25 protein-coding genes and 3 pseudogenes are annotated in these 19842 nt (G+C 68.0%); 17 read left to right on the top strand and 11 right to left on the bottom strand.

Going from position 1 to position 19842, the window contains the following annotated elements:
• Positions 1–7 precede the first annotated feature (7 nt).
• The 7 genes from LW587_RS01090 to LW587_RS01060 all read right to left on the bottom strand — a co-directional run bounded on the left by LW587_RS01090 (position 8) and on the right by LW587_RS01060 (position 3121).
• Positions 8–202 (bottom strand): hypothetical protein, encoded by a 195-nt coding sequence (locus LW587_RS01090; protein WP_056500594.1) that lies wholly within the window; start codon positions 200–202, stop codon positions 8–10.
• Positions 189–446, bottom strand: a complete 258-nt coding sequence (locus tag LW587_RS01085; RefSeq protein WP_056246687.1) for a hypothetical protein — start codon at positions 444–446, stop codon at positions 189–191. Before LW587_RS01085 ends, LW587_RS01090 begins: the two co-directional genes overlap by 14 nt.
• Positions 446–1726 carry a hypothetical protein gene (locus LW587_RS01080; RefSeq protein WP_056097065.1) on the bottom strand — a complete coding sequence of 427 codons (1281 nt, stop codon included), beginning with the start codon at positions 1724–1726 and terminating at the stop codon, positions 446–448. Before LW587_RS01080 ends, LW587_RS01085 begins: the two co-directional genes overlap by 1 nt.
• A gap of 77 nt (positions 1727–1803) precedes the next feature.
• On the bottom strand, positions 1804–2145 hold the full coding sequence (locus LW587_RS01075) for a hypothetical protein (protein ID WP_056097062.1): 342 nt from the start codon (positions 2143–2145) through the stop codon (positions 1804–1806).
• Between the two features lie 66 nt (positions 2146–2211).
• Entirely contained in the window at positions 2212–2433 is a 222-nt protein-coding gene (locus LW587_RS01070) for a hypothetical protein (RefSeq protein ID WP_056097059.1), read from the bottom strand.
• Entirely contained in the window at positions 2430–2720 is a 291-nt protein-coding gene (locus tag LW587_RS01065) for a hypothetical protein (RefSeq protein ID WP_056097056.1), read from the bottom strand. The genes LW587_RS01070 and LW587_RS01065 overlap by 4 nt, the downstream gene beginning before the upstream one ends.
• Positions 2717–3121 (bottom strand): hypothetical protein, encoded by a 405-nt coding sequence (locus LW587_RS01060; RefSeq protein ID WP_056097054.1) that lies wholly within the window; start codon positions 3119–3121, stop codon positions 2717–2719. Before LW587_RS01060 ends, LW587_RS01065 begins: the two co-directional genes overlap by 4 nt.
• Before the next feature lie 427 nt (positions 3122–3548).
• Between LW587_RS01060 and LW587_RS01055 the strand changes: the two genes are divergently transcribed.
• The 3 genes from LW587_RS01055 (at position 3549) to LW587_RS01045 (ending at position 6009) form a co-directional block, all read left to right on the top strand.
• Positions 3549–4481, top strand: coding sequence for a hypothetical protein (locus LW587_RS01055; RefSeq protein WP_056097050.1), 933 nt, complete (start codon positions 3549–3551; stop codon positions 4479–4481).
• Positions 4481–5290, top strand: coding sequence for a hypothetical protein (locus LW587_RS01050; RefSeq protein WP_056097047.1), 810 nt, complete (start codon positions 4481–4483; stop codon positions 5288–5290). Before LW587_RS01055 ends, LW587_RS01050 begins: the two co-directional genes overlap by 1 nt.
• An 89-nt stretch (positions 5291–5379) precedes the next feature.
• Positions 5380–6009: a hypothetical protein gene (locus LW587_RS01045; protein ID WP_056097044.1), complete on the top strand. Its 630-nt coding sequence runs from the start codon at positions 5380–5382 to the stop codon at positions 6007–6009.
• 210 nt (positions 6010–6219) lie between these two features.
• Here LW587_RS01045 and LW587_RS01040 read toward each other — a convergent pair whose 3' ends face one another.
• The gene (locus LW587_RS01040) at positions 6220–6534 is read right to left on the bottom strand and encodes a hypothetical protein (RefSeq protein WP_056097041.1); all 315 of its coding nucleotides are present in this window, start codon (positions 6532–6534) and stop codon (positions 6220–6222) included.
• A 233-nt stretch (positions 6535–6767) separates the two neighbouring features.
• Positions 6768–6899, bottom strand: coding sequence for a hypothetical protein (locus LW587_RS23960; RefSeq protein ID WP_265223593.1), 132 nt, complete (start codon positions 6897–6899; stop codon positions 6768–6770).
• Between LW587_RS23960 and LW587_RS01035 the strand changes: the two genes are divergently transcribed.
• The 5 genes from LW587_RS01035 (at position 6898) to qatD (ending at position 12535) form a co-directional block, all read left to right on the top strand.
• On the top strand, positions 6898–7302 hold the full coding sequence (locus tag LW587_RS01035) for a hypothetical protein (protein ID WP_157085675.1): 405 nt from the start codon (positions 6898–6900) through the stop codon (positions 7300–7302). The genes LW587_RS23960 and LW587_RS01035 overlap by 2 nt on opposite strands.
• Positions 7303–7534: 232 nt before the next feature.
• Positions 7535–9511, top strand: a complete 1977-nt coding sequence (gene qatA / locus LW587_RS01030; RefSeq protein WP_056097040.1) for a Qat anti-phage system ATPase QatA — start codon at positions 7535–7537, stop codon at positions 9509–9511.
• Positions 9511–10431, top strand: a complete 921-nt coding sequence (gene qatB / locus LW587_RS24115) for a Qat anti-phage system associated protein QatB (protein WP_306424559.1) — start codon at positions 9511–9513, stop codon at positions 10429–10431. Before qatA ends, qatB begins: the two co-directional genes overlap by 1 nt.
• Positions 10432–10547: 116 nt before the next feature.
• The gene (gene qatC, locus LW587_RS01020; protein WP_156384040.1) at positions 10548–11783 is read left to right on the top strand and encodes a Qat anti-phage system QueC-like protein QatC; all 1236 of its coding nucleotides are present in this window, start codon (positions 10548–10550) and stop codon (positions 11781–11783) included.
• 14 nt (positions 11784–11797) lie between these two features.
• The gene (qatD, locus tag LW587_RS01015) at positions 11798–12535 is read left to right on the top strand and encodes a Qat anti-phage system TatD family nuclease QatD (protein ID WP_056097030.1); all 738 of its coding nucleotides are present in this window, start codon (positions 11798–11800) and stop codon (positions 12533–12535) included.
• Between the two features lie 5 nt (positions 12536–12540).
• Here the strand turns inward: qatD and LW587_RS01010 are convergent.
• Positions 12541–12885: pseudogene (locus LW587_RS01010) on the bottom strand (LysR substrate-binding domain-containing protein); the annotation flags it as partial.
• Here LW587_RS01010 and LW587_RS01005 point away from each other — a divergent pair.
• A pseudogene (locus tag LW587_RS01005) lies at positions 12827–13402 on the top strand (aldo/keto reductase). The pseudogenes LW587_RS01010 and LW587_RS01005 sit on opposite strands and share 59 nt — an antisense overlap.
• Positions 13403–13554: 152 nt before the next feature.
• Here the strand turns inward: LW587_RS01005 and arsH are convergent.
• Positions 13555–14307, bottom strand: coding sequence for an arsenical resistance protein ArsH (arsH, locus tag LW587_RS01000; RefSeq protein ID WP_056097026.1), 753 nt, complete (start codon positions 14305–14307; stop codon positions 13555–13557).
• A 47-nt stretch (positions 14308–14354) separates the two neighbouring features.
• Between arsH and LW587_RS00995 the strand changes: the two genes are divergently transcribed.
• The 8 genes and pseudogenes from LW587_RS00995 to LW587_RS00960 all read left to right on the top strand — a co-directional run bounded on the left by LW587_RS00995 (position 14355) and on the right by LW587_RS00960 (position 19798).
• Positions 14355–14702, top strand: coding sequence for an ArsR/SmtB family transcription factor (locus LW587_RS00995; RefSeq protein ID WP_056097023.1), 348 nt, complete (start codon positions 14355–14357; stop codon positions 14700–14702).
• Complete coding sequence (gene arsC, locus LW587_RS00990; RefSeq protein WP_232627759.1) at positions 14702–15127, top strand: arsenate reductase (glutaredoxin); 426 nt, start codon at positions 14702–14704, stop codon at positions 15125–15127. The genes LW587_RS00995 and arsC overlap by 1 nt, the downstream gene beginning before the upstream one ends.
• Before the next feature lie 35 nt (positions 15128–15162).
• Positions 15163–16458, top strand: coding sequence for an arsenic transporter (locus LW587_RS00985; RefSeq protein ID WP_056097017.1), 1296 nt, complete (start codon positions 15163–15165; stop codon positions 16456–16458).
• 7 nt (positions 16459–16465) lie between these two features.
• A complete protein-coding gene (locus tag LW587_RS00980) occupies positions 16466–17671 on the top strand; it encodes an MFS transporter (protein ID WP_056097014.1) in 1206 nt (401 codons plus the stop codon).
• Between the two features lie 79 nt (positions 17672–17750).
• The gene (locus LW587_RS00975; protein WP_056097011.1) at positions 17751–18137 is read left to right on the top strand and encodes an ArsR/SmtB family transcription factor; all 387 of its coding nucleotides are present in this window, start codon (positions 17751–17753) and stop codon (positions 18135–18137) included.
• On the top strand, positions 18134–19114 hold the full coding sequence (locus LW587_RS00970; protein WP_056097008.1) for an arsenic resistance protein: 981 nt from the start codon (positions 18134–18136) through the stop codon (positions 19112–19114). The genes LW587_RS00975 and LW587_RS00970 overlap by 4 nt, the downstream gene beginning before the upstream one ends.
• A 10-nt stretch (positions 19115–19124) precedes the next feature.
• Positions 19125–19349, top strand: a pseudogene (locus LW587_RS00965) (MFS transporter); the annotation flags it as partial.
• Positions 19350–19402: 53 nt separating this feature from the next.
• Positions 19403–19798, top strand: coding sequence for a hypothetical protein (locus LW587_RS00960; protein WP_056097130.1), 396 nt, complete (start codon positions 19403–19405; stop codon positions 19796–19798).
• Positions 19799–19842: the final 44 nt, after the last annotated feature.

The following is a 19842-nucleotide window of genomic DNA, read 5'->3' as shown; positions in this document are numbered from 1 at the left end:
GTCGATCCTACCCACGCCCGATCACCTTCGGCTTGGGCCGGTCGAGGACGCCCGTCACGGCGTCGACGAGCTTCAGTGCCGCGTTGATGCCGGCCTCGCCCGACGCTTGCACGATGACCATGCGGAACGCCGTCCTTCCGGTATCGGCGTCCCGGGCGCCTTCCGTCACCGAGACGCTGAGCCGTGGTTCACGCTTCGCCATGATCGGCCTCCTTCGGCTGGGGCTTGGCGACCGCGCCCTCGACGTCGATCCCGCACGCCGCCGCCAGGAAGCACAGCGTCAGGAAGGCCAGGACGAACGCGGAGCCCCACACCGCGGTGACGAACACCGCCCGCAGCAGGGCGTCCCCGCGCCCGTCGAGGATGAAGCCGCAGGTCACGATTCCCGCGGCGGAGACGGCGACCCTGCCCGGGCCGCCGGCGATGAGGGTGAGGAAGGACCGCATCAGGATGCCCCCCTCACCAGATTGGCGTCCGCCTTGGCGAAGCGACCCATGTCCTTCAGGAGGAACTGCATCAGCTCCTTCCGGACCTCGGGTGTGCCCTGCAGGTAGAAGGTGTCCTCGCCGAGTGAGATGGAGATCTCGGGCTCTCGCTCCGCCTTCACCGCCGCCTCACCCTTCTCGATCAGGTCGAGGATGCGCTCCACGGACGAGGCGTCCCCGGAGATGGTCGTGAACGGATCGTCCTCGCCGAAGCTGTGGTGTTCCGTCCGGCGGAGGCTCTCGTCCGGAAGGCGGGACACGATGCCTGTCAGCGTGCGGACCTCCTCGACGATCTGGTCGATCTCGAACGAGTAGCTGGGCCCGTGCAGGATGGTGACGATGTTTCGGAGGCCGTTTTCCCACCGCGCCTGGTAGCGTTTGAGATCGGCGTCGGCGGCCTCCTTGGGCTGCTCAGGCGTACGGCATTCGCGCACCAGGGCCTCGTAGGGCCCCACGATCAGCGTTGACGGCGCCGGCTCGTCGGGTGCCAGGAAGCGACGTTGGGTCATGCTGAAGGCGACCCAACGCTCGCGGTCTACCTTGCTGCCATACCCGTTCAACGCATGAAGCTTCGCCGCTTTGGTCACGGTAGCGACGTCGGCTCCGTCCTCAACGAGGATGGTGCTCGACGTGAACTCCGGCCAGCCGATCCGGACGGCGAACACCTGCTGAAGAGGCCCCACGTCATCGACCAGGTCGAGGGGCACGTACCGGATCTCGAACCCGGCCTTGGCGAGGGACTGGGTGATCTCGTGGGCTAGCTCCTCGGCTCGGTGGGGGGCGCAGCCTTGCACTGCCGCCTTGATGTCTCGGACAATCACCATCTCGGCGTCCAGGACGGCGTGATCCCGGTCGGTGAGACCGTGCGGCCGCTCCGATGCGACGAGGATCTCCATGCCACGTGGGACGGGAGCTTCTGCCGCGGCCTTGATGGCTCGCTCACCCTCCTCATCGAGGACGATGTCGAGCCCCTGCACGGGGGCCTCACGCCATGCCAGGAGATCCTTCTCCGAGACGGCGGTCCAGTTGCCGGTGCGGACAGCCTCCCGAACGGCCTCGGCGTTGCCGGTCGGCTTCGGCACGATGATGAGGTCGGCCTTGGCCAGAGCGGCCAGGATGCGGTCGGTCCGCTCTATCGCAGACGATAAGCCACCATGGTCGGCGCGCACCGCCGCGTGGATGACGGCCCTCGTGCCGGTGACGTGGAACTTGGTCTGGATGTCCATGGTCTCGCGCCGCATGGGGACGCTCCTTCATGTGTGGGGTTGCTGGGGGAATCGAGGAGCGCCCCTGCCGCCGGGCGCGCGACGGGGCAGCCTCAGGCGGCTGCGGGCTGCCGGTAGTAGGAGGCGACTTGCTCGGCGATCTTCGGACCGTCGAGGACCTCCCGGACGGCGAGGCAAGCGACCGTGAGGGCCGTGGGGTCCTCGATCCCGATCTGCTCGGCGAGGACCTTCACGTCAGCCTCGTCGGTGGGGAAATCGAAGATGCAGTCGAGCTTCTTGAGGGCCTCGACCGCCTCGGTCTGGCTGGCATCGACGACGAACAGCCCCTCGCGCGCCAAGCGCTTCATGATGCGCTCGGCGACCTCGTGGGCGGCGACGTTGCCAGATGCGACGATCTCGCCGGCGATGATCCTGCGTGTGTTCTCAATGCTCATGGTGGTCTCCCAAGGAGTTGCGCTGATCTCGGTGGCCACTGTCGCCTGGCTCGTCGGCGGGGCGGATCAGGCGGCGATGGTGAGCCCGAGGGCCGGGACCGCCTTGGCGTGCCAGCCGGTGTCGTCGGCGTAGACCTCGGCCGCCCGCCACCGCGGGGGCTCCGTCCGGAGGATCAGGAGGTCGCCCTCGACCGGGACGGTGCCTTGGGCGAACACGGTGACCCTGCGGCCCGGCTCGACCTCGACGAGGCAATCGACGGTGAAGGCGGACCCTACGCGATGGATCACGGCTGGCTCCTTCTGGGTGGGACGCGGGGGAGAGTGGACGGCTGCGGCGGCTCGCCGTGGCTCTCGGCGAGCCCGTTCGCGAGGCGCTCGATGCTGATGCGCGACGTCTCCATGAGGAGGCGGTCGACCGAGTCCGAGACATCCATCAGCGCGCACTTCAGGGCCGGGTCAGTGAGCTCGTCGATCCGGCGGTGGACAGCCGCGCGGACCGTGATGAGCCGGGCCTTCGTCGCCGCCTTGTCGAGGCGCTGCAGGCCGGTGACGAACTCGCTACGGACGGACGTCATGCTGCACTCCTCTGGCGCCGGACCTCGGCGGCGCGCCGGGCGGCGGTGACCCGGTCCACGCGGGGGATCGGCAGGCCGCGCTGGCGGAGCACGCGGCGCACGCTGTCCTGCGACAGCCCGGTCTCGACGGCCGCGGCCGGCACGCTAGCGAGGCGCTCGACGGCAGCGACAACGGCGTCAGCGAGGCCGGGGGTCTTGAGCGGCCTGCTCCCCCGCGCAGGGCGGGGGAGCCCGAGCGTCTGGCGACCCTCGGCCGCCAACTCCAGAAGGACGTTCACGGAGCACCAGTGCCAGCGCTCGCGAGCCGCAATCATCCCGTCCTCGCGGGACAACAGCAGCGCGACGGTCTCGGGTTTGGGGCGAATCCAAACGTCCGTGGCGAGGCTCTTGCCGCGGCTCACGACACCACCTCGTCGACCGGGACGTAGGTGATCTCGCGTCGCAGACCGAGGCGGCGGAGAAGCCTGTCCCCGGGGACCCGGTGCCCCCTCAGGACGTCGCTCACGTACTGAGGCGAGACCCCGTTCGCGGACGCCCATTTCGCCTGGGTACCGGCAGCCCGGCACTCGGCCAGGAGCATGCGGACGATTGCTTCGTCTCCGAGGACTACTGGTCGTTCGAGGCTATCGTCAGCCACCATCGGGCCCTCCTGTCGACGTGACAAGAGAGAATGTACCCGCGATCCGCTGATCCGCTAGATGTGTAACGGATGATCAGGGACTATTTTGGCATTTCGATTTATTCCACAATCCATAATAAATCATCGGCCCTTGTCGGCCTTGGAATTCATGGCAATCTACTCTGATCTGCGGATCATCGGAGGTCGCCATGCTCACCCTCATCTTGCTCCTTGTCGCCGTCGGGGCCGTCTGCGCCTCGGCCTACGGGGCGGCCCAGCGCCCGCTCCCGCCCCTGACCGAGGCCCTGCCCGTCGGTGCCCTCGGCCTGGCATGGCGCCGCGTCGGGGAGCGCCAGACCAAGGGCGGCCTCAAGACCCTGTGGCTCGCCGATGCCGGTGACGAGAGCTCCTACAGCCGGCTCTACCGGGCGGATCGCGACGGGATGCGCGAGCTGGGCTTCTCCTGGGGTGGCGACCGCCAGGGCGAGTACGACAAGCCGGTCTGCTGGGAGCCGCAGCCCGCGCCGTCGAACGACCGATTCGAGGCGGCCTTCGCCCGGGCCGACGGGATCGCGCGCGAGGAAGAAGGACGCCGCGCAGCCGAGGAGGCCGAACGCCGGGCCCGGGTGGCCGAGAACATGGCTCGCCTGTGGGCGCAGGAGGGTGAGGAGCGCCTCGCCGCCGTCTCCCTCCTGCGCGACCGGATGAAGGCGCTGCCGTGGGCGTGGACGCGGTCGCAGCGGGACAAGGCGACCGCGATCTTCGCCGAGGGCGATCAGCCGTCAGCGTCGGCCGCCAAGATGGCCCGGCGCCTGGTCGAGACCTGCGACGAGATGGTCGCCCGGGTCACGGATCGGGCGCAGACGGAGAGGAAGGAGAAGTGGTGGGCGCTGGCCGCTGACCCGGCGATCCAACTCCTCGTCCACTCGGCCACGAAGCACCTGTCCGCCATGGACGACGACTGGGCGACGGTTTCTAACGATGCGGGCTGGTCGAAGGCTCACACCGCGTTGGGGCACGTCCTCTCCGGCCTGCCGCGGCTCGGTCAGTGCGAGGCGTCCCAGGCCCTGTGGGCCGTCCACGTCCACCGGCGGCAGATCCCCGACAACATGCGCCGCGAGCTCTTCGGGGAGGCCGCGTGATGGCCCGGCGACCGCATCCGAATCAACTCGACCTGTTCGCCAGCGTCACAGAGCCAACCCCGGAGCCGGCGGAGACCGTCGTCCGGCAACCGGATCGCCGCGACGACGAGATCACGCCGTTCGTCGACGCCTCGATCATGGGGGTCGTTCCGGGTCGTACCCCGATGGACGCCGCCCTGATCGAGGCCGGCCTCGCGAACCTCTACTCCCTCTCGATGGGGTACGCGCTGCGAGACATGACGGTGCCCTTCGCACCACGGAGCATCGCCTTCCCGGTGACGCTCCGGCGCGACCGGGGCGGTCGCCCATACCTTTTCCTATCGACGCCGGCCTGCGCCGACCTGCCGTACGTGCGCAGGGTCGAGGAGGTCACGGGGCTGAAGGCCGTGTGGGCGCCTTCAAACTGCGACGGGGGCATGTGGCACCACGCCATCGATCTCGCGACCGATGCCGGCTGGGAACGCCTAGCCGGGAGCATGGAGCACACGAAGATCAGCCACGTGCTCCACGCCGTCGGCCTCAATGTGTTCTGGGGGGAACTGTCGGTCGGCAACGCACGCGCCCTTCTCGAAAGGATCGGCGAGCCGGAGCCCGCCGACGCACGCCCGGCAATCCTCGGCTCGTGGGCGAAGCCGTTCGGCGCGTCGGTAACCAACAACTACCTGCACGGCTGGGGCTCCGTCCGCGCCATCGAGCTCGGCTGGGCAACCCCCAAGCGCATGAAGGGCAAGCGCGAGATCGAGGCGGCCTTCACCGAGGCCGGGCTCGCCGCAATCGCCGAGGCACGGGCATCGAAGATCGCCGCCTGAAGAAAAATCCGCATTTTTGCGGATTTCCCCGCTGTGCCTTTCGAGCCGGCGCGGCACGATTCCCTCACCACCAACCAAGGAGACAACCCGTGGCCCGTCAGCTTCTCGCCTACATCCTCGCCGCCATCGCCGCCGTCGCCGAGATGGCCGTCACCGCAACCCGCCTCGTCTGGAAGGCGGGCCGCTGGGTCGTCGAATCGATCACCCCCGCTCCCCGCCGCGCCGCCCCCGCCGGTGGTGGTTCCGCCGACATGGCCGCCGCGCTGGCCGAGGCCGCGACCGCCCCGGTCGGATCGCCTGCCGCCCTGACCGCCGCGCCGGCCCCCAAGAAGGCAATCACCCCCGACGAGGCCGCCAGGGAGTGGGGCTCCCTCGCCCAGCGTTTCGCCCTGTCCCAGGGGACGCTCACGGACGAGGAGCCCGATCTCCGCGCCCTCGACGAGGCGGCGCAGGCTTGGCTCCGGGGCCTCCCCTGGATGGACCTGATGAACGTCGCCAACGGGGACGCCTTGATGATCGGGCGCCACATGCTCGGCATGAAGCCGCTGGCGTCCCTGCCGCCGTGCCCGACGCTTGAGGAGTGGGAGCAGGGCAAGCGCGAGATGGCCCAGATGACCGCGGAGAAGCGCGAGCGCATGGCCGAGGGCCGCAAGGCCATCAGCGACGCGATCCAGGACCTGATCGACAGCCCCTCGTACGTGCCCTGCCAGGGCGTCTGATCACCCCGCATCCCTGACGCAACGAAGCCCGCCTCGGTCACCCCGGGGCGGGCTTTTTCAGGTCTGGATGCCATCGAAGAAAAATGCGTCCCCGTGCATTTTAGGGGTTGCGACTTTCCCTGTGCGCACGTGTGCACACGTCGTCAGCACGCGAAAGCATTCCGTCAGCACGTGGAGCCCCGTACGTACGCGGCCCCGGTGCCGCGTACGTCACGCGCGGCGGGCGTTCGTACGGCGGGCGGCGACCGCGACGGCCCGGACCGCATCAGCCCGGCGGCTGGTGGCGAGCTCGCCCTTCAGGCGGGCGTTCTCGGCCCGGAGCGCAGCGAGCTCCCGGCGCTGCTCCAGGAGGACCCGGGCGACGGTCGCCAGGTTCTCCGAGGTCACCGCCTCCTCCTCGGCAGCCCGGGCCTCGGCGACCAACCGGTCACCCCGGGCGAGGCCGGCAGCATGGGCGGCAGCGAGGCCGGCCGCGAGACCGTAGGCGCCGTTCTCGAAGCTGGAAACGAAACGGTCTGCGTTCATAGGGGCCTCCCCTGGTGCGTGAGACCAGGAGATCGCTACTCGGATTCACTTGTCGAGAGTCGGTCGCTTGTAGTGGTTACTGATCTCCTGGCCGCCTGTGGAGAACCCGTTACGTGCGGGCCAACTTTGGATCGGCCTGCAGGGCTGGGTTCGTACGGTAACAGAGCGCCCCGTTACACCTATGCTGTGTAACGAGTGCTCCGACTTGCGTAACGGATTGTCGAAGGTCTCCATTACCAGTGCCAGATGATGTGAGCGAAGTCGCTCAAGTGCCAGACGGTATCCGTCGGGTGCACGACCACGTTCCAGAGTGTCGTCGAGTCCGCGCAGGCGAGCCAGACGAAGCACTTCGAGGACGACTGCATGAAGCTGGAGGCCAGGCTCCGAGCCAATGACGAGATGCGCGACGACGCCCTGGCGGAATGCGATTACCTACGAGAGGAGAATGTCCGTCTGGCGCGGGAGGCCGCCGAGGTGCTGAAGCTGCGGGCCGAGAACGAGCAGATGCGGCGGCGCCTGGACAGGATACGCGCGGAGGAGTTCTGGGACCGGGTCATGGCCGAGGTGGCGGAGATGATGCCGGTCGGCGGGACGCGGCCGCTGGACGAGATCTTGGCGGGCCTGAAGGACTCGATCCACCGCGGGGCTCGGCTGCACAAGGAGCCGCTCGACGAGGACACGCTGAAGAAGAAGATGATCGGCCGGTGGGAGCACGGGAAGTATTTCGAGAAGGCTCCGGACGGCACCCTCGTGCGCAAGGCCGGATAAGCGGGGTTCCCGATCCGGGGGGCAAGCGGAACAACGGCATTCTTACCGGGACAACCAGTCGTGTGATGGCGTCGGAGAGCGCCGGACACCACTGTCGTTCTACTCGGCATCAGTCTCTCCCCATGAAAACCGCGCTACCGTCCCTTGAAACGAGTCGAATGTGCTGATGTAGAGTTGCGGCCGTCGCGGTAGGATACCATCTAGGCAGTAAGGTCCTGGGTGGAGCATTGCGATGGCCAGCAACGGAGTGGCGGCAGCTGCGCTTGTCGTTGTCCCCGACCACGAGACAGCGGTCGATCTCCTCTATTTCGAGGCCATCGCGCAAACGGTCGTCAACCTGATCGATGCGACACCCAACAAGCCACTCACCGTCGGCATTCACGGTGATTGGGGGGCCGGCAAGTCGAGCGTGCTGCGAATGGCCGAGGCTCGGCTCAAGAAGCGGGAGGGCGTTCTGTGCCTCCACTTCGACGGGTGGCGTTTCCAGGGGTTCGACGATGCCAAGACGGCATTACTGGAAACCATCGTCGAGGAGTTGCGCGACTCCGAGACCTTCGGTGCCAAGACGAAGAAGGCGGCCAAGGGCCTGCTCAAGCGCGTCCGCTGGATGAAGCTGGCCAAGCGAGGCGGCCAGTTGGCCTGGAACTATGCGAGCGGCCTGCCGAGCCCGGATCAGGTCACCGAGATCCTAGGTAAGCTTTCCGGCATTCTCAACGCGCCGGGGGAAGCCGTCGACGGCGAAGCGCTCAAGAAGGTCGTGGAGGAGGCGAAGGAATACCTCGCCGAACCCGAGGCGGCCGAGTCCGCGGTCACGCACATACGTGCGTTCCAGAAGGAGTTCGAAACGCTCCTGAAGGAGGCGGGCATCAAGAAGCTCGTCGTCCTGATCGACGACCTCGACCGTTGCCTGCCCAAGACCGCAATCGAGACCCTGGAGGCGATCCGCCTCTTCCTTTTCACTCCGCAGACGGCCTTCATCATCGCGACGGACGAGGCGATGATCGAGTATGCTGTCCGGCAGCACTTCCCCGACCTGCCGGCTGCGGCGGGGCCGACCTCCTATGCGCGGAACTACCTGGAGAAGTTGATCCAGGTGCCGTTCCGCATCCCTGCGCTCGGGATGGAGGAGGCCAAGGTCTACGTCACCCTGCTCCTCGCGCAGGCGATCCTGGGAGAGGAGGCCCGGGGTTTCGTGACGCTGGTCGAGAAGGCCCGGGCCGTCATCAAGACGCCCTGGATTTCGAATGCCCTCACGTTGGAGGACATCATCGCTGCCGGGCCCGACAAGCGAACGGAGCTGACGGCCGCCTACCGGCTTGCGCAGCAGCTAGGGCCGACGGTCGCGGAAGGGCTTGAGGGCAACCCCCGACAGATCAAGCGCTTCCTGAACGCCGTCGCGTTGCGGAAAGCCGTCGCCGACGCGCGCGGTCTCTCAAGCGAGGTCGAGATCTCCGTCCTAGGGCGCGTGATGCTGATCGAGCGCTTCAAACCGGATTTCTTCACGCAGGTCGCCAAGCAGGCGATGACGGTCGCGGGTGGCATCGTCGTGGAGTTGAAGCTGCTTGAAAGCGACGAGGCGACACCTCCGAGACCGGGTGGACCGTCCGCTGGATCGCCCCAAGCGGACGGCTCCAGGACACTGCCTGAGGCCGTGGCCGATTGGGCGGGGGACGCTTGGCTGCGCAACTGGGCACGGCTGGACCCCGACAAGCTCCTCAGTACCGTCGACCTACGCCCGTACGTGTTCGCGACCCGCGACCGCAAGAGCGCGTTCGGTCGTGCCTCGTCCAACGCCCTGCTCGACCGTATCCTGTCGTCCGTGGGTTCGGGTGCGCTCGGGGCGACGCAAGTGGACGGCGACATCCGAGCACTGGACGAAACCGGTGCCAACCTGCTTTTCAACACGTTGAAGGACCAGATCCTGGCCGTCGATCAGCTCTCGGCCTCGCCTCCGCACTTTGCCGGCCTGTGTGCGCTTGTGCGCCACCACCCCAGGTTCCAGGGTCGGCTCCTGGACTTCCTCGGCGAACTGCCAGCCGACGAGCTCGGCAGTTGGGCCGCTGCCGGTTGGTCCCCGCAGGCCTTCCAGGATGGGCCGAAGACGCGGGCGCGGGACATGTTGCGGTCCTGGTCAACCAGGGGAAGCCGTCAACTCCAGATCACCGCCAAGGCCACTTTGAGAAGTCTGGACGGACCGGAGCGCCGCTGATGGGAACGTCCGCACTGCCACGCGGGCAACGTCCGACGACCCCTCTGGTCCCGGGTTGGCTGGGCGGTCCGGCACCGCCGCCGGTCCCGCCGCCCGGCATGCCTCCGCCCCCCGTCGTCCCCCCCGGACCCGTGCCTCCTGTCCCGGTCCCAGGCCCTCCGACCCCGCCTGGCGCAACTCCCGCACTTCCCTTGGTCCCGGCCCCTCCGCCAGCCCCTCCGCCCGAACCCAACCGCTTCGGCCCGAGCAGGTCCAACTTCACCAGGTTCTCCCGGAGCGGCGGAACCGATGACCGTGCCCTGGGCAGGGCCGTCAGGGGGTACGCCCGCAACGCCGCCGGTGGGGCACGCAACGCGACGCGCCGGATGGGAGCGGCCCGTCAGGCTGCGGCGGGCGTGCTCGGCCTGTTCCGCGACTTCGACACGGTCGGCGTCCGCGAGACCTTCGAGCGCCTTGGGCTCGATGCGCTCCTCGACGGAGGGGTTGCGGAGGCATTCGCGGGGCTCACGGACGTGATCTGCGCCGACGGTGGCCTCGTGGACGAAGCCATCGCTCGTGACGCATGGGCCGAGACCGTCGACCAGCTCGGCGCCCTTGGGATCGAAAGCCTCGACGCGTTCGAGGCCGCCCAGAAGCAAGGCTTTTTCGCCGCCTTCCTCTCCAACAGCATCGTGGGGCGCATTTTCCACGATATCGCGGTTCGCGGTTTCAAGGTCGCCCCGGTCATAGCCGACTTCCGTACCGTCGAGCGCGAGTTGCGGGACTACGTGTCCGCCGCCACGCGCGACGGCATCATCGGCCTAACCCCGCAATCGTTCGGCGACCTCACCGGCCCGAGCCTGGGACGCATCGTGGACGAGATCTACGAGGTGGCGTGGTCCCTGTTGGAAACCTACGGCGATGAAGGCGAATCCTCATGAGATGCCACATCGTCGTTCGTCTCGGACCCTCCGACCGCGCATCCATCGCCGCCCCCGCCGGAGAGCCGCAGCGTACCCTCGACGTCCGTCCCGACGTAGCGGGCCTGAGGTTCGGCATGGGCCAGATCCTCGGCGAGATGGCCACACGCGGGTTGCGTCCGACCGAGGTAGGCGTCGACCTGCTGGTTCTTGCCGTAGCCGTGCAGGCGGCCGACACGCGGATCTCCAGGGTCCGTAACGCGGAGGACTCCTTCACGCGGGAGATCGCGCTTTGGGTCCCGGTCTCGGATCCCACGCTATGGTCCGGCGTGGCGGACCTGATCGAGCGGATGCTGGGCTTCCTGTCGGGGGACATCTGGCGCGTGTTCTTTCGATCCAGGCCCGACGACGGTCCGCTCGCGCCGGCTCCTCTGGGTCTACCGCTTCTCCCGTTCGACCGGGTGGCCTTGTTCTCCGGCGGGGTCGACAGCTTCGTCGGCGCGACAGATCTCCTCGCCAGCGGAAGCAAGACGTTGTTCGTCAGCCACTACTGGGATGCCGGCACGTCGAGCCAGGCGGCATGCGTCCGAATGCTCGATCAGCAGTTCGGAGCCTTCGGCACGCGCCACGTTCGTGCACGGGTCGGCGTCACGGCCGGCGACATGGCCTCCCTTGGCAGCGAGGACACGCAGCGTGCCAGGTCGTTCCTATTCCTCGCCCTCGCCGCCGCCGGAACCAGCGCGATGCCCCGTGGGTCCCGGGTGGTGGACGTTCCCGAGAACGGCCTCATCTCCCTCAACGTCCCGCTCGATCCGCTCCGAGTGGGAGCATGGAGTACACGCACGACACATCCGTTCTACCTGGCTCGCTGGCAGGAGTTGCTGAGGCGGCTGGACCTCGCGGAGAACGTCGAGAACCGTTATCGATTCAGGACGAAGGGACAGATGCTGGACGAGGTGGCCCGACGCAGCTTCGTCGAAGCCGCCATGCCGAGCACGATATCCTGCTCCTCGGTATCGAAGGCCCGGTGGGAGGGAAGGCCGCCCGGTCATTGCGGATATTGCGTACCGTGCCTCATACGGCGCGCCGCCGAGGTCCATGCCTACGGCTACGAACCCACGACGTATCTTGACCTTCCCGTGTTGGGCGGCACGGTCGATCCGCGGGGCGCCAAGGGAGAACACGTCAGGAGTTTCGAGTTCATGGCCCAACGTCTGCGGCGAAAGCCGGAAACCGCGGTCGCGCTCGTGCGAAAACCTGGGCCGCTCACTGACTACGCCCCCGGGGAGATACGCGACTACACCAAGGTCTTCGCGGAGGGTATAGACGAGGTGGGACGAGCTATCGGAAACCTGCAGTCCTTCGCTCCCTGAAGCTCCCGACGGCGGTGGCCTTGCACGATTTCCATTGCCACCTCGACCTGATGGCCGATCCGAAGGCGGAGTACGAAACGCGCGGTGCCTATCGGGTGACCACCGTCGCCGTCACGACGACCCCGCGCGCCTGGCAACAGAACCTTGCATGGTCCAAGGGAAACCCTTGGACGCGACCGGCGCTGGGGCTTCACCCGGAATTGGTCGGGCAGGCACAGGACGAGGTCGGCCTGATGCTGGACCTCATGCCCCAGGCGAGGCTCATCGGGGAGATCGGCCTCGACGGCAGTCCGCACCTGGCGGATGCCTTCGAGGCGCAACGACGCGTGTTCAGGGAGGTCCTGCACCGGGCAGGCTCGCTGGGTGGCCGGGTGCTGAGCATCCACAGCCGTCGCGCCGCCGGACAGGTCCTCGACGAGATCCGTGCCTGCCCGTCGAGGGGAGGCTTCCTGCCCGTCCTGCATTGGTTTTCCGGTACGGCCTCCGAACTCGGTCGGGCCATCGCAGCGGGCTGCTGGTTCTCCGTCAACGGCAGCATGTTGAAGGGGGCACGGGCATCTTCCCTCATGGCTGCAGTTCCCCTCGATGCGCTGCTGATCGAGAGCGATGCCCCTTTCCGGGGTGGCAAGGGCGACCTGAGGGCTACGGTGAACCGCCTTGCGGAGATGCTGGGAAAGGACACGGCGGACTTGGAAGCCATCACCGACGGCAATGCATCCCGCTTGCTTGGAAACTTCGATATCCCAGCCTAGTCGTCTCAGCCTCGGTAGCGCAGCGCCTCGACCACCAGGGCGAAGGCCGGGGCGTGCTGGTGCCGGCTCGGGTAGTACAGGTGGTAGCCGGCGAACGGGGGGCACCATTCGGCCAGGACCCGCTTGAGTCGGCCCTCCTCGACGTAAGGCCGCACCCGGTCCTCCGGCAGGTAGGCGAGGCCCAGCCCGCCGAGGGCGGCCTTCAGGATCAGCCCGGTGTTGTTGAACGCCATCTGGCCCTCGACCCGGACGTTGAGCTCGCGGCCGGCCTTCTCGAACTCCCAGGCGTAGATGTTCCCACGCGTCGGCAGGCGTAGGTTGATGCAGCGGTGGTGCATCAGGTCCTGCGGCTTCCCCATCGAGGAGGTCGCCGGCGCGGTGAAGGAGTTGATCGCCCAGGGCAAGGTCAAGCATTTCGGCTTGTCCGAGCCTGGAGCGCAGACCGTTCGTCGGGCGCACGCGGTCCAGCCCGTGGCCGCCATCCAAAGCGAGTATTCGCTTTGGACCCGCGACCCGGAACCGGAGATTGAACCGCCCCGGGATTTTCGGAGGCTCCAACTCTTGAGAGACTGGAGCCATGACGAAGCATATCCCACCCTTCTCCCCTGAGGTCCGCGAGCGGCCAACCAGGCGCTGGTCGAGCTCCTGCAACGCTTCGCCGAGGCCAAGGAGGCGACGGCGGCGCAGATCGCGTTGGCTTGGTTGCTCTCGCGAAAGCCATTCATCGTGCCCATCCCCGGCACGCGCCGGCTCGACCGGGTCGTGCTCACGCCCCAGGACATGGCCGAGATTGAGGCGTCCGCCTCCGCCATTCCTATCGAGGGAGAACGTTTGCCCGCTGCCGTCCTGCAGTTCTCCTACCGCTGACCCCATCCAAGGGGCGTCGGGATTCACGACTCCTAAGGCAGCGCATAGCGGGACGCGCGTCCCGTTGCCCGCTTCCGGAGTCAACGGCCCGTAAACTATGACCGTCTGGCCCGGGATCGTGCGTCACGATCCGCCGCCGGTCCCCGGGACGGTTACGAGGGTCTCCTGACGAACCCGATGTCGGCGGCGACGGCCTTGAGCCGATCCGGTTCCCGCTCCTTTCGTTCCGAGTAGCGGTCCACGAGGTAGTCGGATCGCTCGCGGGTCAGGAGCGTGAACTTCATCAGCTCCTCGCAGACATCGACGACCCGGTCGTAGAGCGGCCCGGGTTTCATCCGGCCGGTTTCGTCGAACTCCTTGTAGGCCATCGGCACCGAGGACTGGTTCGGGATGGTGACCATCCGCATCCAGCGCCCGAGCACGCGCAGGCCGTTGACGGCGTTGAAGGACTGCGAGCCGCCGGAGACCTGCATCACGGCCAGCGTCCGCCCTTGGGTCGGGCGCACCGACCCCTCGGACAGGGGCAGCCAGTCGATCTGGCTCTTCATCACCCCGGACATGGCCCCGTGTCGCTCCGGGCTGACCCAGACGTGCCCTTCCGACCAGATCGAGAGGTTCCGGAGTTCCTGGACCTTTGGGTGATCGGCGGTGGCGTCGTCGGGCAGAGGGAGGCCGTGCGCGTCGTAGATGCGGACCTCGCCGCCCATCGCCTCAAGCAGGCGCGCCGCCTCGTAGGCGAGGAAGCGGCTGAACGAGCGCTCCCGGAGCGACCCGTAGAGGATCAGGAAGCGCGGGGCGTGGGCGAACGGCGTCGCCACCTGCAGGTCGGCGCTCGCCGGAACGATGAAGTGTCCCTCGCTCAGGTTCGGCAGGCCGTCGGCGAAGGGCTGTCGAGGCTTGTCCAAGGAACGTCTATCCTCTACGTTTCAATGATGGTTGAGATATTGACATCATGATGGACGAACGGCAAGCTGTCGCTGCCTTCGCGGCCCTCGGCCAGGAGCATCGGCTGCGCATCGTGCGCCAGCTCGTCACAGCGGGGCCTGACGGGATGGCGGCCGGCATGCTGGCCGAGGCGGTCGGCGTGTCCGGCACCAACCTGTCGTTCCACCTGAAGGAACTCAGCCATTCCGGCCTGGTCACCTCCCGGCGCGAGGGGCGGTCGATCATCTACAGCGCCGCCTACCCGGACCTGTCCGAGCTCATCCAGTTCCTGATGCGCGATTGCTGCCAGGGCCGCCCCGAGGTCTGCGCCCCGGCCGTAGCCGCCCTATCCGCCTGCTGCGAGGAAACCGCCTGATGGACGTCGTGATTTACCACAACACGGATTGCGGCACGTCCCGCAACACCCTGGCACTCATCCGCAACGCCGGCATCGAGCCGCACGTGATCGAGTACCTGAAGACGCCGCCGAGCCGGGTGATGGTCCGTCAACTCGCGGAGCGTGCCGGCCTCACCGTGCGCGACCTCCTGCGGGAGAAGGGCACGCCCTACGCCGATCTCGGCCTTGGGGACCCGAGCCTTACGGATGACCGGCTTCTCGATGCCATCGAGGCTCACCCGATCCTGTTGAACCGCCCCCTGGTCGTCACCCCTCAGGGCGTCGCCCTCTGCCGACCGTCCGAGGCGGTCCTCGACCTCCTGCCTGCCCAGCAGGGCGAGTTCGTCAAGGAGGACGGCGAGCGCGTCGTCGACGAGCACGGCCGGCGCATCGCCACCGCCTGATCGCTCCACATAATCAAGAACAAGAAACGGTCCCGATGCTCGCGCTCGCCATCTTCGTCGTCACCCTCGTGTTCGTCATCTGGCAGCCGAAGGGGTTCGGGATCGGATGGAGCGCCCTGATCGGAGCCGCGGTCGCGCTCGCCACCGGGGTCATCCACCCGGGCGACATCCCGGTCGTCTGGCACATCGTCTGGGACGCCACGTTCACCTTCGTCGCGCTGATCATCATCTCGCTGCTGCTCGACGAGGCCGGCTTCTTCCACTGGGCGGCGCTCCACATCGCCCGGTGGGGCGGCGGACGGGGGCGCCTGCTGTTCCCGTTGGTGATCCTGCTCGGCGCCGCCATCGCCGCGGTGTTCGCCAACGACGGCGCGGCCCTGCTGCTCACCCCCATCGTGCTGGCCATCCTGCTGCGCCTCGACTTCAAGCCGGCCGCGGCGCTGGCCTTCATCGTCGCCTGCGGGTTCGTTGCGGACTCCACCAGCTTGCCGCTGGTGATCTCGAACCTCGTCAACATCGTCTCGGCGAACTTCTTCGACATCTCCTTCAGCCGCTACGCGGCCGTGATGGTGCCGGTGAACCTCGTCTCGCTCGCGGCGACCCTGGTGGTGCTGTGGCTGTTCTACCGGCGCGACCTTCCGGCCACGTACCCCGTGGCCGAGCTCGAAGCGCCGCGCCACGCGATCATGGACGCGCTGGTGTTCAAGGCAGCCTTCCCGCTCCTCGGGCTGCTGCTGGTCGCCTACTTCGTGACGGCGCCGTTCGGCGTGCCCGTCTCGGTGGTCACCTGCGCCGGCGCCGTGATCCTGCTGGCGCTGGCGAACCGGAGCCGCGTCATTCCGATCCGCAAGGTGCTAGCGGGGGCCCCCTGGCAGATCGTCCTGTTCAGCCTCGGCATGTACCTCGTCGTCTACGGGCTGAAGAATGCCGGCCTGACCGACTACCTGGCGCAAGGCCTCGTCTGGCTCTCGGGCCATGGGCCGTTCGTCGCCACCATAGGCACGGGGGTCGCAGCCGCGATCCTGTCCTCGGTGATGAACAACATGCCGAGCGTGCTGGTTGGCGCGCTGTCGATCCAGCAGGCCCCGGACCTGTCGCCGCTGATGCGCGAGCTCATGGTCTACGCCAACGTCATCGGCTGCGACCTCGGCCCGAAGTTCACGCCCATCGGGAGTCTGGCGACCCTGCTGTGGCTGCATGTGCTCGACACCAAGGGCCAGCGCATCACCTGGGGCCAGTACATGCGGGTCGGCCTCGTCATCACGCCGCCGGTGCTACTCGTCACCCTGGCGGCCCTGGCGTTGTGGCTACCCATGATCGGGGCCCGGTAGCACGGCGATGACCCCGCCGCACCGCTGGCCCGTGACCTCGGCCCTGGGCGTGATCCAAATCCTGACCTGGGGCTCATCGTTCTACCTCCTGTCGGTTCTGGCCACCCCGATGTCGAGGGATACGGGATGGCCCCTCGGCTGGGTCATCGGGGGCCTATCCCTCGGCCTCCTCGTCGCGGGCCTCGTCTCGCCGCGGGTGGGAGCCTTCATCGGGGAGCATGGCGGCCGGCCGATGCTGGCCTTCGCCGCCATCGCCCTGGCGCTGGGCCTCACGGGCCTTGCCCTGGCCCCGTACGTTACGGCTTACTTGGCGGCTTGGCTCCTCATCGGCCTCGGCATGGGCACCGGACTGTACGATCCCGCCTTCGCCACCCTCGGCCGGCTCTACGGTGCCGAGGCGAGGTCCGCCATCACGACGCTGACCCTGTGGGGCGGCTTCGCCAGCACGGTGTGCTGGCCGCTTTCCGCCTTCCTGCTCGAGCAGGTCGGCTGGCGCGGCACCTGCCTCGCCTATGCGGCGCTCCACCTTACGGTCACACTCCCCCTCGTGCTCGTCGTGATCCCGTCCCCTCCGCCGCCTACGGCTCGACGGCTTAAGGGATCAAACGCAAGCGCTCGGCTGGATGGGCGGGAGCGACGCGCCTTCCTCCTCATGGCCGGGGTGCTGACCCTCGGCGGCACGGTGATGGCCATGGTCTCGGTGCACCTCATCACCCTGCTACAGGCCCGTGGCGTGGCTCTCACCTCGGCCGTGGCCTACGGGGCGCTGATCGGACCCTCCCAGGTCGGCGCCCGCATCATCGAGATGGCCGGCAAGGGACGGCATCACCCCCTCTGGACCCTGACCGCCGCCATGGTCCTGGTGATCCTGGGGATCGCGATGCTGACGGCCGGCCTACCCTTGGTCGGGCTGGCGCTGGTCCTCTACGGGGCCGGGAACGGGATCTACTCGATTGCACGTGGTACGGTGCCCCTGGCCCTGTTCGGTCCCGAACGATACGCCGCGCTCGTCGGTCGCCTCGCCCGTCCGGGGCTGGTGGCGCAGGCGCTTGCACCCTCCGTCGGAGCCGTGGTCCTGACCCACGCGGGCGCGGACGCGACCTACGCCCTGCTCAGCGTGCTCGCCGTGGCGAACGTCGCGCTCGCCCTATCGCTCTGGCGCGTCCGGCCGCGAAGCCAGGGAGCCGGCGGCCGCCTTCGACGGTCGCCGTGATCCAGTCCCGATCCGATCTTGCCTCCGACCCGTCGCGAGCCTACTGACGCTTAAACGATTCCATAACGGTTTAAGTGTCGTGCAAGAGAAACAAGCGCTCGACGGCTTCGCGGCCATCGCGCAGGAGACCCGCCTGCGCATCATCCGCCTGCTGGTCACGGCCGGGGCGAAGGGCATGGCGGCTGGTGCCATCACCGAGGCCATCGCAGGTGCCTCGGCGCCGCGCATCTCGTTCCACCTTAGCCACCTGGAGAACGCCGGCCTCGTCGAGAGCCGCCGCGAAGGTCGCTCGATCATCTACAGTGCGATCTTCCCGGCCCTGTCCGACCTCGTCGCCTTCCTCATGCGCGATTGCTGCGAGGGTCACTGCGAGGTCTGCGACCGCGCCATCGACCTGTTCGCCAAATGCACGGGCCGGCCCCAGCGGGTCGAGCAAGCCCCCAAGATCGCCTGCGAGGAAGCATGACCACCTTGCGCGACATCCTCGAAGGCCGGCAGATCCCGATCTACTTCGCCGCCATCGGCCTGGCCGTCGTCGTTGCGCTGATGGTCCCCGGAACCACGGCCCTGGACGTCGGGATCAACCCGGCCCTGGCGTTGATGCTGTTCGTCACCTTCCTCCAGGTACCCCTGCCCGAGTTGGGGAAAGCCTTTACGCGGGTCCGTTTCCTGGCGGCGCTCCTCGCCACGAACTTCGTCGCGCTGCCGATCCTGGTGGCCTGCCTGATCCAGTTCCTGCCCGCCAATCCGATGCTGCGGCTGGGCGTGCTCATGGTCCTGCTCACGCCGTGCATCGACTACGTCGTCACCTTCGCCCACCTCGGCCGCGCGGACGCCAAGGTGCTGCTGGCCTCCACCCCGGCGCTGCTGATCGCGCAGATGCTGCTGCTGCCGGTCTACCTCAACGTCTTCCTCGGCGAGGACGCCGCCAGGTTCGTCCAGGTCGGTCCGTTCGTGCACGCCTTCGTCTGGCTCATCGCGGTTCCCCTCGGACTTGCTGCGGCCGTGCAGATCTGGGCCGGACACAGCCGCGCCGGCCACCGGATCGCCACCGGGCTCGGACTTCTGCCGGTGCCGTCGACGGCCCTCGTCCTGTTCGTGGTGATCGCGTCCGTCCTGCCCCAACTCGGGCCGGCCCTAGACGACGCCCTGCGGGTGGTCCCCGTCTACGTCGCCTTCGCCGTGGCTGCCCCGCTGCTGGGTTGGGCGGTCGGGCGCGCGTTCCGCCTGGATGCCCCCACCGTCCGCACGCTGGCCTTCAGCGCCGCCACCCGAAACTCTATGGTGGTCCTGCCGCTGGCCTTCGCCGTTCCAGGCGCCGTCCCGCTCCTGCCCGCCGTCATCGTCACACAGACGCTGATCGAGCTCCTGAGCGAACTCGTTTACGTCCGCCTCGTGCCCAGGCTCGGCCCAACGGCGGCGTCGCCGGTCCCGGCCGTCTAAGTCGCCCCCGATGAGACGGCAGAGCGTACCCGTGATCCCGCATCGCCACCGTCTCGTGGTGATCTCGGCCCTTGGCTCGATCCAAATCCTGACCGGGGGGGCCTCGTTCTACCTGCTGTGTGTGCTCGCCAACCTGATATCGGAGTATACGGGGTGGCCTCTGAGATGGGTCATCGGGGGCCTGTCCCTCGGCTTCCTCGTCGCGGGTTTGCTATCTCCGCGGGTGGGGCTTTCGTCAGGTAGTGCCTATCCCTTCCGCGCCGACACGCGATGTGGCATCGTCCGTTCGTGACCTTTTGGCTCGCCCTTCGCAGGCTGCTCCCGCTCCTGGCGGTGATCGGCCTCGCCCTTGCGCCGGTGACCGCATCCGCGGCCGCCGCAGGCATGCGCGCGCCGACGGCCGTTCAGGGGCACGCCATGGCGATGCCCGACGAAGCCATGGCCGACATGGCCGGGATGGCCATGGACGAGATGCCGTGCTGTCCCAAGGAGCGGCCGGATATGCCCGACTGCTCCAAGGGCTGCCCCCTGATGGCGCTTTGCCTGGCGAAGGTCGCCACCGGGCTGCCGGTCGCCGTCGGACTTCCGGGCCGCGTCGGCGGCGTCGAGGGGCCGACCTGGGGCGTCACCGCCTCCTTCGACAGCCTGTCGCAAGGGCCGCCCACCGAGCCTCCCCGAGCCTGAACCCGATGCCGCCGGCGCCTGCGCCGGCAGATCCCGCGCGCCTG

This window comes from Methylobacterium sp. Leaf118, assembly GCF_920984675.1.
Lineage (GTDB): Bacteria > Pseudomonadota > Alphaproteobacteria > Rhizobiales > Beijerinckiaceae > Methylobacterium.
Note: the sequence above shows the minus strand (reverse complement) of the source record. Positions and strands in the feature narration are given on the sequence as shown.